The sequence below is a fragment of the Psychrobacter sp. ANT_WB68 genome, assembly GCF_008369115.1.
Taxonomy (GTDB): Bacteria; Pseudomonadota; Gammaproteobacteria; order Pseudomonadales; family Moraxellaceae; genus Psychrobacter.
The window spans coordinates 1,224,530-1,239,319 of the sequence record NZ_VOAZ01000001.1 but is presented as its reverse complement, the minus strand read 5'-3'; the positions used below and the strand labels follow the sequence as shown (position 1 = coordinate 1,239,319).

Annotated in this window: 9 protein-coding genes; 3 read left to right on the top strand and 6 right to left on the bottom strand. The window is 43.2% G+C overall.

What is annotated here, in order from left to right; translation table 11 throughout:
- Nucleotides 1-24 precede the first annotated feature (24 nt).
- Both FQ084_RS05175 and recD read left to right on the top strand, forming a co-directional pair.
- Nucleotides 25-4,452 carry a UvrD-helicase domain-containing protein gene (locus FQ084_RS05175; RefSeq protein WP_149489527.1) on the top strand — a complete coding sequence of 1,476 codons (4,428 nt, stop codon included), beginning with the start codon at nt 25-27 and terminating at the stop codon, nt 4,450-4,452.
- 44 nt (nt 4,453-4,496) lie between these two features.
- Nucleotides 4,497-6,722: an exodeoxyribonuclease V subunit alpha gene (gene recD, locus FQ084_RS05170; RefSeq protein ID WP_149489526.1), complete on the top strand. Its 2,226-nt coding sequence runs from the start codon at nt 4,497-4,499 to the stop codon at nt 6,720-6,722.
- A gap of 96 nt (nt 6,723-6,818) precedes the next feature.
- Here recD and FQ084_RS05165 read toward each other — a convergent pair whose 3' ends face one another.
- The 4 genes from FQ084_RS05165 to FQ084_RS05150 form a co-directional block, all read right to left on the bottom strand.
- The gene (locus FQ084_RS05165) at nt 6,819-7,382 is read right to left on the bottom strand and encodes a hypoxanthine-guanine phosphoribosyltransferase (RefSeq protein WP_149489525.1); all 564 of its coding nucleotides are present in this window, start codon (nt 7,380-7,382) and stop codon (nt 6,819-6,821) included.
- 90 nt (nt 7,383-7,472) lie between these two features.
- On the bottom strand, nt 7,473-8,141 hold the full coding sequence (locus tag FQ084_RS05160) for a hypothetical protein (protein WP_149489524.1): 669 nt from the start codon (nt 8,139-8,141) through the stop codon (nt 7,473-7,475).
- Between the two features lie 131 nt (nt 8,142-8,272).
- The gene (locus tag FQ084_RS05155) at nt 8,273-9,916 is read right to left on the bottom strand and encodes a DUF3482 domain-containing protein (protein ID WP_149489523.1); all 1,644 of its coding nucleotides are present in this window, start codon (nt 9,914-9,916) and stop codon (nt 8,273-8,275) included.
- A 173-nt stretch (nt 9,917-10,089) separates the two neighbouring features.
- The gene (locus FQ084_RS05150) at nt 10,090-11,475 is read right to left on the bottom strand and encodes a DUF2868 domain-containing protein (protein ID WP_149489522.1); all 1,386 of its coding nucleotides are present in this window, start codon (nt 11,473-11,475) and stop codon (nt 10,090-10,092) included.
- Between the two features lie 212 nt (nt 11,476-11,687).
- Here FQ084_RS05150 and FQ084_RS05145 point away from each other — a divergent pair, with 212 nt between their 5' ends.
- Nucleotides 11,688-12,452 carry an SDR family oxidoreductase gene (locus tag FQ084_RS05145; RefSeq protein WP_149489521.1) on the top strand — a complete coding sequence of 255 codons (765 nt, stop codon included), beginning with the start codon at nt 11,688-11,690 and terminating at the stop codon, nt 12,450-12,452.
- 30 nt (nt 12,453-12,482) lie between these two features.
- On the opposite strand, the gene FQ084_RS05140 is transcribed toward FQ084_RS05145, so the two are convergent.
- Both FQ084_RS05140 and FQ084_RS05135 read right to left on the bottom strand, forming a co-directional pair.
- Nucleotides 12,483-14,000, bottom strand: coding sequence for a bifunctional 2-methylcitrate dehydratase/aconitate hydratase (locus tag FQ084_RS05140; RefSeq protein ID WP_149489520.1), 1,518 nt, complete (start codon nt 13,998-14,000; stop codon nt 12,483-12,485).
- A gap of 187 nt (nt 14,001-14,187) precedes the next feature.
- Complete coding sequence (locus FQ084_RS05135; protein WP_149489519.1) at nt 14,188-14,778, bottom strand: GNAT family N-acetyltransferase; 591 nt, start codon at nt 14,776-14,778, stop codon at nt 14,188-14,190.
- Nucleotides 14,779-14,790 lie beyond the last annotated feature (12 nt).

The following is a 14,790-nucleotide window of genomic DNA, read 5'->3' as shown; positions in this document are numbered from 1 at the left end:
TACGACTTTGAACAAGTGATTTTTATGGATCAATATAACAACGCTATCAATACTGCTAATGGCTTAGATAATGTCGGTCATGACTATAGGTATAGCCATATTTCACCTGAAGATATCGTTAATAACGTAGCTGATAAGCCAGAAGAGCCACCTGCGATTCGTATCAAGTTAAACGGCAAGTATTTGATAGAAGCCTCAGCGGGTACGGGTAAGACGTGGACTTTGACGGGTATTGTTTTGCGGCTGCTTATCGAAGCAAAACGTGCGCCTGAGCATATTATTGCCACCACTTTTACTCGCGCCGCTGCTGCGGAGATGCGCCAACGTATCCATGACCGCTTGGTTGATTTTTATCAATTATTACAATGGCTTAATAACGTCCAAGCAAACCCAAGCACGCATTCTATTCTTTACCCGCAGCTTGTAGCTAACAACGACAGGACTAATAATAGAAATACTGATAAAGGCAGCCCTAACGATAAACAATCAAATAATAAATCGCTTACATCAGATAACAGGGTAAGTGCAGAGCAACGTCAGGCACGTAAAGAATGGTTAGAAGAAAAGGCTAAGCTATCTGGTAACGCCGACTTGATGGCAGATTCTATCAATAGCCACCTGCTGACATATTTATTAGATCATACCGAAGATTATCCATTAGCAGATGCTATGAGGCGCTGTGCATTGGTACTAACGACATTAGATAAACTGTTTGTTGGTACCTTGGATAGCTTGTCACAAAAATGGCTATCTGAATATAGTGCCGAAACTGGGTATCAACAAGGCGTACAGATAAGCGACCAAGAGCAAATAGTGATAGAAAGCATCATTCATGATGCCGTACGCGCACATCACAGCTATCTGTTTAACCAAAAGCACGAGATTTATCAGTTATTGCAGCATACCAATCGTTTGACTGCGCCTGCTGATCATATTGGCGTCGCGCAAAAATCCATGCAATTTATCTCAACGCCTATCGAGAATGTTGAGATGGGAGCAGAGATAGACTTTAGCGCTTATCAGCAAGCGTTAGATGCGTTTAAAAATTGTGATTTAAAGGATGTCGAGCCGTATTTCAGCAAAGGCTATCGCAAGGCACAAGGGTTTCATGGTACCGCGGGTCTTGGTGCTAAAATTGATAGAATTTATCATATTCAGTCTGTTATCGAAAAAAGCGGTACCTTGTTTTTTGCGCATTTAGATGAGGAAACACAGAAGTTTTATGATGCGTTGCCCCTCGCTTTTTTAACCAAAGAAGAAGGTGGTAAAGGCTTTAATGCTAATAAAGAACAAGAGCGGGCAACTTTTATCAGTTTACCTAGTATTCAAGCCTTAAAAACAGTCTGTGATTACGCCAATCAGATAGAGATGTATCTTGACGCGCTTGTCGAAAACCTTAACCGCGACATCGCCCTCAAAGTGCGCCAAAAGTTACCATCGATATTAGAAGCGCGTCGTGAGACTACTTTTGCTCTGCAAATGGTACGCTTAAACCAAGCATTGTCAGGTAAGCAAGGCGAGCGTCTGGCACGTTATATTCGGCATCATTATCCGGTGGCGCTGATTGATGAGTCACAAGATATCAATGGTGAGCAAGCGCGCATGATTGAGCGCATTTATCTTTCTAAGAGTAATGATAGTGTGAACCAGAGCAACAATCGCGGCTTCCTATTGCTCGTTGGTGACCCAAAACAAGCGATTTACGGGTTTCGCGGTGGTGATGTGGCCAACTATAATGCGATGAAGTCCATGTTTGCCAAAGACAGGATTATGACGCTTGATGTCAATCGCCGCTCTAATGAGCGCTTGATTAATGCCCTGAACCACTGGTTTGGCAGACCGACTTCAGAATTGCCAGATGCAAGCTTTGATAAAGCCAGTCAATTGGCGCAGTTGGGTAAGAGTATCTACTACCAGCATATAACCGCCGCTAACACGAACTCCCGACTTTCATGGCAAATGCCTATAGAAGGGCAGGTAAAGGCGCAAGCGGAAAATACTGATATCTTATCTAATAGCCCTGTTAGTGTGATTCATCTGTCTTATGACAAACAAGCCAAGCATAATGCATTTGAGCTTACCGCGCTGCATATCGCGGCGTTGCTGGCAAGTGAGCAAACGATAGAAGGACGACTTATTAAGCCAAGTGATATTGGTGTTTTGGGTCGCCGTAAACATGAGCTAAAACAGGTTGAAGATATGCTCAGCAAGCTTGGTGTCCCAACGCTAGAAACCGCTGAAAAAAATGTCTTTGATACGGCTATCGCTGCTGACTTAGCCGCTTTGTTAGAAGCCATGCTGCGACCACATCGCCGTGACATCATTAATCGCGTATTGACCAGTAGTTTTTATCAGATGAGTCTCAATGACGTACAAGCTTTGATGCTCGATGACGATGAAAGCGATGCTCATACTAATATTGACCAAACGGACAGAAAAACAGATACCGAGCAAGTAGAATTAAAACAACGCTATCAAGACTTCCAGTTATATTTAAAGACTGCGGCTTCGCATTGGCAGCACAATGGGATTTTATCGGCATTGCATTATTTATTTGCTCGTAACCCTATGGTTAGCGCAAAGAGCCTGTCATCCGATAGACAAACAAAGAGCCAAAACGTGTGGGTGGGGCTTGCTGACCTAGAAGATGGTGATCGCTACTTGATGGACTTGCGTCATTTGCTCGACATCTTAGCACAGCATGGTATGCATATCGGTGAGCATGAGCTGCTCGCTTGGTATAAGAAAAATATGAATAGTAGCCGTACGCCAGAATGGGCACAGCAGCAGCCACTACCGACAGAGTCAGGTGTGCAGCTTATGACCATTCATAAATCTAAAGGCCTTGAGTTCCCGATTGTCTATGTCGTCGGCATGGACGTTGCTAGTAAAAAAGCTGGTGAGCGTAGCAAAAATAATCTATTTTTATATGACCATGAAGCAGAAGAAAATAAGACAGAACGCCGTCTGTCTGCCAGTAAAGGCAAGCGCTATAGTAAATCTGCTAAAGGTGAAAAGCCAACCGATTATTACGCCCAGTTTGAAACCACAGAAAACTATGAAGAGCTCAGACGACTGGCTTACGTTGCTTTTACACGTGCCAGTGAGCAATTATATATGGTGTTTAGTGATTCTGGCAAAAATCAGGACGATCATCTAAAACCAATTGCCCAGTGGCTAAACGGTAAAGGTAAGAATCTTGAATTACCAGACTATCTAAAAGATTATGTGGACTGGCTAGAATATACAACGATTGAGCCCATCGCTGAAACTATGCTTAAGACCAGTAAAACGCCTCAACATACTAACCATATTAATGCCTCCTCTGAGTTACAGACGCTAAGGCGCATTAATTACCAAAGCGCTTATGCCCAGATACAACTAAACTCGTTTAAAGGCTGGGCTAAGACCAGCTTTACTGCATTATCGCGTCAGCTTGGTGAAAAAAGTCAAGCATTAGCGGTGTTTGATGATGCGATAGAAGATGATTTAGACCTAAGCTATATTATCAATCTGGCTTCTGATTCTCAGGTGCCTCAAATTGATGGTGAGCGTAAAACGGTCTCATTAAACGGTGATGAGGGCACTCTAATATCCAGTGACGACATTCGCTTCCGTTTTGTGAGGGGTGCAAATGCCGGTACATTTTTACATGAGATTTTTGAAAAGATAGATTTTACGGATAATAGCAAATGGTCCGCTATTATTGATCAAAGTATTCGTCAGTATCAGCTACCAATCAGTTATGCCAGCGCTAGCTCCCAGCAGCGATTACAACAAGGCAAGACATTACCTGTAGAGCCTGATACCGACAATATGGATTTGATTGAGACGAGTCAGCTAGGTGTTGCTCATGAAGAGCTAATGGCTTGGGTAGCTGATGTATTGGCCGCTCCATTATTGTCCTCCGGACAGCCTTTACAAGCAATAGCGCCTAAAAACCGTATCGCTGAGCTTGGTTTTAACATGGGATTATCAGAAAATTTTACTCCTGAGCGTATCAACCATATCTTTACGCAGTATTTACCTGATGAGCCAGAGAAGCATATTGAGCTCACTCCGCAGTATGCCAATCATATTTATCGATATTTGCGCGGTGAGATTGATCTCGTCTATGAGTGCGCTGGCAAGTACTATGTGGTGGACTATAAGAGTAACTATTTGGGAAATAGCCTAAGCAATTACAATAATGAGAACCTAAACGCCGCTATGAATAAAGCAGGCTACTGGTTACAAGCCGCCATCTACCAAGTGGCTTTGCATCGGTTTTTGCGCTTGCGCTTAAAGGGTTACGTCGGTAATGAAACACAGTATTTAGGCGCAGTAGAGTATGTGTTCTTGCGCGGTATTGACTCACAAGGTACACAGGATTATGGGCGGATCGAGTGGCAAATACCGTTTGAGTTGGTCAAAGCATTGGATGAGATGTTTGGTAGTCCTAGCACTTTGTAATTTTTAAACTAATAATCTTAAAATAATGATAAAAATGGATAAATATGAGCGATGTTAAAAGTATAAACAGCGTTAGCAAGCCAGCAAAAGCAACCAATAGGGCTCAAAATACTGTCGGTGATGACGCTGGCAATAGTTGGGCGACGGCGATTAGCCAGTATTTATTGCAGCGCCGCGCACAAACGCAGACTGCCTATCAAAGTCAGCTACTACCCAATAGCTCAGACAAGTCGGGTGACATGCAAGACTGGTTGTTTGAGACGCTATTTGAAGTGCTGGTGCAGCGTTTAGAGGAAGGGCATACCGTCCTAGTGCTTGATGCTTTTGATAACGTCGCAAGCGGTGAGGCTATGAATGCCGATAATGGGCTATTTGCTTGGCAGCAACAGCTATTACAACATTTAGTACAGCCACTGTGGTCGGCATTCGCCAACACAAATATGGCAGAAATATTGGCTGCAGAGTTGCTAGAAGACGAGTCATTATGGGAGACAGCGATGCGTCAATCCACACTGTCAGCCTATGAAAAACGCATATTAGAGCAGCGTCGAAAAGCCTGCGTGAGACTTTATCATTCGCTAAAAGGTATAGCTAATAGTACTGACTCGAAAGAAAATAGCCTAAGCAATTTCAGTGAGTTATTAAATAAACATGCACTCTTTAGTAACAACACAAAAGATAAAAACGATATTACAAGTCCCATTGTCTTTCAGATAAACGAAGAATTAGACAATCAATCTATAAAAATAACCTTATGGCTGCATCGTACTTGGCAAGCAGAATTCGCTCTGGCGCAACATGTGCTGCGTATTGAAAATCAAAGCCTTGTTGAGCTACCGATTAAACTAAGTTCGTCGCTAATTGATGAGCAGCAAGATGCTATCCATATGGCCAATCGCTCAGCATTTAGTATTATCACTGGTGGGCCAGGGACCGGCAAGACCTTTACCGTTGCCCAGTTAGTCATGGCACTACAGCAAGAACAAGCGGCAGATGAGAGGGGTGGTGAGTCAAAAGCCAATTTAGCACTAGCGGCTCCGACAGGGAAGGCGGCGCAACGTATGCAAGAGTCGTTACAAAATGCCATACAGCAAGCAGGTGTTTATATGCAGCTGCCAGAGGCGAAGACTATACATCGCTTGCTAGGTATCGGGCAGGGCGGTCGCCCACGCTACCATGAGGATAATCCACTCAGTGAAGACATCGTCATCGTTGATGAAGCCTCAATGCTTGGTGTAGAGCTCGCCAATCATCTAGTTAGCGCCATAAAGCCCAATGCGCGACTGATACTACTTGGTGACGCCAATCAGCTAGCAGCGGTCGATGCAGGGGCTGTATTGGCAGATTTGTGCCGTATAGAGGCACTACAAGACGTGCACCAACGTTTAATATCCAGTCGCCGGTTTAAAGAGGACTCAGGCATTGGTAAGCTAGCTAAACTGATTAATCAAACAGATAAGGGTCAGAGCCACACAAAAAATATGGACGCTGTTTGGCAGCTTCTTCAAAAGGATGAGGCATTAAGTTTTTATCATCTAACAGCGGGCAATAATGAAGGTACTAACAGCAGTATAATTAATAACAAGATAGAAAATAGCCTAAGCAATTATAATTTTCTAAAAATACTTTCCAATAACTACCTTAAATACTTCAACCAAACAAATAAAATACTAACCAAAATTAAGACAGCGAAATTCATACCAACTAAAGAATATCTTACTGAATTTGGTGAGCTTATAAAACTACTTAATCGTTTTCGGGTTTTAACGGCTGGACATCATGGCCGCTGCGGCGACCATTACATCAATAACTATCTAAGCGAGCAGCATAAAACTCAGTTAAAGCTGCCGCTTTCTAAATCACCTTGGTATCACGGTCGTCCAGTCATGGTATTACAAAATAATTATGAGCTAGGACTATTTAACGGTGATATCGGTATTTGCCTGCAAGTAGAAAAGGGGCGGCTACAAGTATTTTTTGAGAACAAAAAGCATGGCGTTAATATCAATATGCTAAGTGATGAGATGATTGCGACTGCGTATGCGATGACCATTCATAAATCACAAGGGTCGGAATTTGACCATGTAGCAATTAGCTTCGATGATAATAATGCACGCTTATTAAGCCAAGAGTTAATTTATACCGCTGTCACACGCGCTAAAAAACAAGTTTCTATTTTTAGCACTGCCTCGGCATTGACCTCTGCATTATCAACACCAACGATGCGCCAAACCGGACTGAGCTTACAGTTTGAAAAACTGCTAGAGTAGGTGGTTGATTATGCAGTTTAAGGTTAGAAAAAGGTAAAAAATAGCACAAAAAAAGCATCCGATATCGGATACTTTTTTAAACTTGGATTTTTAGGTTTATATTTTGTCTTCCTTGATCGCATAGATACCAGGCAAATGACGCAGATAACCATGGAAATCCATACCGCAGCCATAAACATAGCGGTCTGCGACATTAATGCCAACGAAATCTACGTCGAAGTCTGCAACCTTGCGATCGTGCTCTTTATTCAGCAACACACAAGACTCAATAGATAGTGGATTTTCTTTACCCAATTCTTCAACAATGGCTTTTAGGGTGATACCTTCGTCAAAAATATCATCAATCAATAAGACGTGTTCGCCTTCGATGCTAACATCAGGTTTGAATTTCCAATCAAGCTCATTAGTGCCTTCATTATCACGATAGCGTGACGCATGGATATAATGCATGCGATGGTAGAACGTCAAATGAGTCAATAGTTGACCGGCTGGAATAAGTCCGCCGTTCATAACGACCATGACGATTGGGTTTAAACCGGCATAATGCAAGTTGAGTTGGGCGGCAAGGCGCTCATAAGCAGCGGCTACTTCGATACTGCTGATTAGGCACTCTGAGTTGCGCAGGGTTTTTTCGATTTCTTGATTACTAATTTGGGTCATGAGTTGCGCCTTTGATAAAAGTGCCGCCTATTTTAGCAAATTTTAGCAAATTTGCCCAACACTACAGTCTTAATAAAAACATAATAGTCGTTATTCAGGCTTTTTTACGATAAAAGGACGATAATAATTCGCCAAACGGTTTAGTGATACATCAGGTAGGTCAGGTAGCAGTTTATTTAATGCCATGCTCATACCTTTATCGATAGCTGCCTTTGCCATTGGCACAGACTTACGCTTAATCATGCCAAGTTTCAACGTTTCAGAGTAACGACTGATAAAATGCGTTAATGTATCTTCATTTACGGTCTCAAGTGCTTTTTTAAATGCCACTCTGTCAACGTGTTCGGGTGTAATCGCTGCAAAACCGTCATCAATGATTTTAGCGTCTGCATCTGACAATTTAAAACCGATACGCTTCACACCTTCATTATCAATAAAGGTCGCTTGATCTCTCAAAAAATGAAAGCTTGGCATCACTTCTTCGTTGTTTTCTTTACCCAATAGAATATTGAGTAGGGTATCCGTCGCCCGTTCAATCGTAACAACGATTTTACGCATAGAGGCTTGGCGCTCAGGATTTGGAATAATATCTACCAGTCCAACCAATAATTTATCCGTAAGGTCGCGCGCCGTTTGATGGGTAAGTGCATCACGATATGGGTAATAATCTGTTTTTTCGTTTGATTCAACGACTTGCTCCGCCTCAATAATCAAAGCTTTTAATTTATCTGAAGGTACGAATCCAAAATAATGTGTCATGCATTTTCCTTGGTCTTGGTGGTGGTTTGCTGCATCCAGCAGTCGGGGTGGTATTGCTTATTACTAAAACATTTGATGACAAATATAAAAAAATTAGCTTTAAATTTTTTATGAGATTTAGCTTTTAGAGTTTACTTCTCACGTAATTGCAGTTTACCTGCCAGCGACCACGCCATGTCCGCCCTCAATAGTTGCGCCTGTTCAGATTTACCGCTACTAAGTGATGACCATTGCGGTTTGCCACGGGCTTTTTTTAGCTCACTTGGTAATTTATGTGTAGGCCATGGGGTTATTGTATGGCTCTCTTCTTTTTTATCATCCAATGAGTGTTCAAGACTGCTTTTTTCACCCTTATAAAGTAATTGCGTCGCATCAGTTGCAGCATGACCACGATGACGCAATGCTGTCAGCAAATCAATTGCTCGAGTAGCTAACAGCGTTAAGGTAGCTGGGTCAATATACAAACGTTTTACCCCAGTGATTCTATCGGCGATACTACTGGTATTCGATAATAGCCCACCTGCGATACCACCTATCGCAGCCCCCAGACCTAAAGTCGTACCTAATGCCGCAGCATCAATGCCTAAACCCAATAATGCGCCAGCTGCTGCACCAGAGGTGGTACGAATGCCGTAGCTCTTGAGTAGTTCAGGGTCAAAAGGGTCCTGCTGATATGCTTGTAACTCAAACGGTGTTGCTGCTACCGCATTATCATAAAATTTATATAAGTTGAGTAAGTTATGCTGCATCGCTCGCTCACTCTGTCTCACCGCTTCTTGCATTTGCTCGAGCACTGGCATTGGGTCATCATCTTCAGTAATTTCACGAACGAAAGCCGCAACATTTAATAAAAAATCAGCGATGATAATATTGGCCTCATCATATAGCTGTGCCCAGTTTTCAGTGCGGCGCACCATCAACTGCTCAAGCATCTCAGAGTGGGTAAGCATGGTGGCTAAATTTTGCCATAGACGCATTTCATCTTCGAACTCAAAAGCCACTGAGTCAAAACGTGTTGAAATATGCAAATTGCGTCTTGCTAGCATCGTTTGCCATTCGTCGATATTGGCATCCTGACTATCCGTGAAATTAAATACTGGCATCACAGGTATCGCTGCCCAAGAGAGTATCGTCAGTTCGTCTTTATACTTACCCAATACTGGCTCACGCGCATCAACAACATATATAGCCATATCACTTGCCAGCAGCTGACGGATTACCTTGGCTTCTTGGCTATAGTCATAATCGTTCGACACATTACTTTCACTACCTCGTGCGATATCTGCCGCCAAAAACTGCTGCAAACGCTCAATCCCATCACGGCGACTGGCAGTATTGTCTTCAAGCCAATCCATTAGCCCTGATGCATCTTCTAAACCAGGGGTGTCATACAATGCCACCAACACTTCGCCCGTCTGGCTGTCGGTCAATTTTGCTTGCTCTACATGGCGCGTGGTTGCTGCTTCGTTTTTGACTTCACCAAAATACACATCACGCAATAGCGTTCGTAGTAGCGACGTTTTGCCCGTATTAGTATGACCAACGACCGCTAGCTTCAGTGCTTCGCCACTGGCAATGGTTTTCTTGACCATGGTTTTTTGAGACGTCGTATTGGTAGATGTAAGCTGTGCGTCTAATAGTTGTTTATCCAATGTCTGTTTGCTTAAAGAGGGCGCTTCATTGGATTCAGGCATTGCTACATAAGCTTTATCCGCAAAGAGACCGACAGGTTTATCTTTGTCTCCGATGCTCTCATTATTATTGTCATTATTCATAATAGGCTCTTATATTAATTATTGAGATCCAAAGGCTGAGATCAGATGACATATGGGAAGTAGCCAGCCATTCTCATTTATATCTAGCTATTTATAATATTTATTTATTAGCTGTTAGTATAGTCATAATGATAAGTTTCATCTTAAGGTAATGAATCATAAAGTCCATTATCTTAAGAGTCAACATTAACTAAGCCAATTTTTCGAGCGGAGAGTGCGGTTTGCCACTGCTGATAGCGAATGGCTTGGTTCTCTGAGCGTTGTAATATCAGCGGGTTAGAATCCGTTTTATCATCAGCCAGATTGGTATCACTCAAAAGTTGTACGATAAGCCCATCTGCCGCATGCTCAGCGATACGATCAAGTTTACGCAGCGTACCACGGTCAGGCAATGCTTTGCTATGAATGCCTAGCAGTACTTGAACGGGATGGCTGTCTAAGTAAGTCGTTAGTCTATCCATGTCATCGCGGTCATCAAGAATGCCGAAATCTTCTACTGCACTATGACTATCATTAATACCCAATTGCCACCAGTTATCCTGCTCTGATGGATATTCCAGCAAAGCAACCAGTTTTTTGCCAGCACTTATCGTGGCTTTTGGAGCGATAGGAGCAGGCGCTTCATTAAAATCATCGGCATCAACCACATGACGCTGCCAAAAGTTCAAAATCTTTTGATAATAGGGCTGCTTAATATCAAAACGCATTTTCTTACGACGGAACATCAATGCGCAAAACGCCCAAGCGATCGCTCTTGGTACAATACCGTACATCAGTAAACTACCAACCAACAAGCCTGCCCATTGCCGCGCGACAGATAACGGCATGGCATCAGTCACCAAGCGGCTTTGCACAATCGCTGTACTGTCTGGCACACCAAATCCAACCATACTTGGCAGCCAGCCAAGTACCTGAGTCAAAGTAATCAGTGCCTGATCAGAGAGTAGGGTGGACTCCCAGCTAAAACTATACTGACGCACAATCAACAAAAATATAATCGCTAGCAGCATGCCAGTCAGGGTGGCAAGCCATAGTTGATGGCTAAAGCGACCCAAATACCAGCGCATTCCGCTATGCTGTAACTGCCGCTCGTACAAATCAACCGCTGCTTTGGTAACATCATCTTTACCACGGATGAGATAACTGGGACTGACAAAACTGGCGAACCAATTTGACGACTGCTTCCCTTGATTAATCAGGGTCATTACCAGCCAGCCCAACAGCATAATAGTATGAAAGCCCAGCAAACAGACCAGCACATAAAAGAAGTTAACTACATTGGTTTGGAGTAGGGTAAATAAGCCTAAAAAACCTGAAATGCACCATACCACGCTCATAACGATCATGATGCCTTTGATTCGACCATCAATTTTACCCAATACACGTGCCAGCGCGCCGTTACTATCAATACGTGAGGCGCGGCGATGCAGTTTTTGGATGGGTTTTCCATCCTCACCTTGCAGCTTTTCGGTGATAAGTAGCGGGTCAGTGGCAAAGACATGTTGCTGCGTCTCAAGCGTACGTACCAGCTCAGTCAGTTGATCTTGGGGTGATAGCATGATGCGATGATATCCATATAAGACTTAGGTTTAGAGGGTGTAGGTTAAATTTTATTTAAATATGTTGAGTATTTGAACAATCATTGATTATTGTAGCGTATATAGAATAGTGATGACTTTTACTATATTTAGGGTTTTATCATAGCAAATGTAAAGAAAGTCAGACAAAATGAATGCAGGTTAGCATCAGATAATATAATAAGGAAAACCTTGTGAACCAGAAAAACTATTTCATTATTGGCGGTACAGGTGGTATTGGCCAGGCTATCGTTAAACAGCTGGTACAGCTTACTAATCATAAACAACAAGGCGGTGCTCGCACTGTTATCTTTGCCACTTATCATACAAGCCAGCCTGACTTTACAGCGGATAATTTGCATTGGTTACCCATGGATGTCAGCGATGAAAGTAGCATCGAACAAGCTACTACTCATATTAAGCAGCAAACAGCTCATATCGACTGGGTGATTAATTGTGTGGGGTTATTACATACGCCAAATAACCAACCAGAAAAAGCGCTACGACAACTAGAGACTGATTTCTTTTTGCAGAATATGCAAATAAACGCCTTAGCAAGCTTACTCATTGCCAAGCATATCAAACCGCTATTGGCTACATCTGAGCGTAGTGCAGACAAGCCTGCGGTATTTGCAACCATATCCGCCCGTGTTGGCAGCATTAGTGACAACCAGCTGGGTGGCTGGTATAGCTATCGTATGAGTAAAGCGGCATTGAATATGGGTATGAAAAATTTGAGCATCGAATGGAGTCGATCGCTAAAAGACGTTTGCGTGGTGGTTATGCAACCTGGCACCGTTAATACCCGGTTATCATCACCTTTTCAAGGAAATGTGGCTGACGAAAATCTGTTCTCGCCAGCCTATAGCGCGGAACGCTTGTTACAGGTACTTCATAGTATGACAGTCGCCCAGTCCGGTAGTTTTGTCGATTGGGCAGGTGAGTCCATACCTTGGTAAAGGTGCTGGTTTTTCTATACCATTACCTCGCTAATTAGCCACGAATAAGTCCATAAACTCATTGACCGGTGTTTGCTCTAAGCGTGCTTGATCATCACAAAGGGCGAAGATATCTACACAGCGACTATCAATAAAGCGCGTTGCTAAACTCGCTCGGAACTTCGCCTCTAACACAGGGATACCTTCTTCACGGCGGCGTTTATGGCCAATAGGGTATTCCACAGCAACCTTATCGGTACTGCTACCGTCTTTAAAGAATACCTGTATAGCATTGGCAATCGAGCGCTTGCTTGGGTCATGATAATCTTTTGAATAATCCGCATCTTCTTCTACGATCATCTTACGACGTAGCCCATCAATCATAATATGATACTGCTCGTGGTAATCGTCTTCATAGTTTTCTGCCATTAAGTCACCAGTCAGTAAAGGCACAGCCACCATATACTGCAAACAATGATCACGATCGGCAGGATTATCAAGCGCACCTTCTTTCGAGATGATTCGAATGGCTGAATCATGGGTAGTCAGGACTATTTTTTCGATCTCATCAATTCTGTCATCGATACGCGGGTGTAAGATAACAGCAGCTTCGCAGGCGGTCTGGGCATGAAACTCGGCAGGGAAGCTTATCTTAAACAAGATATTTTCCATCACATAGCTGCCAAACTCACGCTGGAAGGTAAAGCGGCGCTGGTTTTCAGGTTTAAGGGCCAGATCCTTATTGGTATGGCTAAACAATACATCATAAAATCCCCATTGCGGTGCGGTTAATGCCCCAGGAATACCCATTTCACCGCGACGGGTGATATCGACCAAGCGTACCGCACGACTGGTGGCGTCGCCAGCGGCCCAAGATTTACGACTACCGGCATTAGGTGCATGGCGATAGGTACGTAGTGCTTGACCATCGACAATCGCTTGTGAGATAGCAGCCATGATACGTTCACGGGGCAATTCATATAATTTAGCAACCACAGCCGTTGAGGCCAATTTCACCAAAAACACGTGGTCAAGTCCCACACGGTTGAATGAATTGTCTAAGGCAAGCACCCCTTGAATCTCATGCGCCATAATCATGGCTTCTAGTACATCTCTCATCACCAGTGCTGGTCGACCTTGGCTGACATTTTGCTGACTGATATAGTCCGCCACTGCCAGAATTCCGCCTAAATTGTCTGAGGGATGACCCCATTCAGCCGCAAGCCACGTATCGTTATAGTCAAGCCAGCGCACCATACAGCCAATATCAAACGCGGCTTTGATAGGGTCAAGTCTGTGAGGCGTACCGGGGACGCGCGCGCCGTTAGGGGTTATCTGATCGGCGCAATCAGGTCCCAAGTGTTTGGTACATTCAGGAAAGCGTAATGCTAATAATCCACAGCCAATCGTATCCATCAGACAGTAGCGTGCAGTATTCCAAGCATCAGCACTATTGGGTGAGTCATTATCAATAGAGTAGTTGAGCACATAATCGGCAATTTTTTGAATCTCATTGTCATACTCTGGGCGAATATTACTCTCTACCGTGGCATTTTGAGTGTTAGACATAGTCGTTACCTCTTCCTTGAGTCAGATATTTGAACGATTAATAAAGTCGTCTTAGACATTTATTAATCAGCCATCCATCAAAAATAGCACACTCAATATCGAACAACAGTGAAGTCGTGTAAGACTGTCTTATGGTTTAATGATTTGCCTATGAGCGTATTCAAGGTAAAGATAAAAACGCGCGCCATCAAATCATGAGATAAACCAACCCAACAATGAATAACAATGCCAGTATTAAGAGTAAAAAACTGAGGATATTACTCATCGTCCCTGAACTTTCTGTTTTAACTTTCACTTTTTTGAGCACGGGCAAAACCATCGTGACATGCTCGATGCCATCTACAAGATACGGCTCACCCTCAGGAATAAATCCGAGTGACTCGTAGAAGTTTAGTAAGTAAGTTTGGGCAGAAATGATAATGGTTTTTTTACCATATTTTTTGCGGCAGTACTTGATGGCTTCGGTCATTATTTGACGGGCAACGCCATTGCCTCGGTGCTCGGCTAGCACCAACACTCTGCCAATTGCTGGTATGGGGCCTGAAGGGTTGACCGAGGATTTTTTATGATTAAATTGAGGCGGGATAATCCGGCAATAACCAATCAAGGCTTGGTTTTGATGAGCGACCAGATGTAAGCAATCAAAATCTACTTCGTCCATATCCTGATACGGACAGTTTTGCTCCACCACAAATACTTGCGAGCGGGCTTTTAAAATATGATAAAGATCAACTGTGGTCAGCTCATCAAAGGTTTTTATAGAAAATTCACAGGTCATAGTCAAATAGCT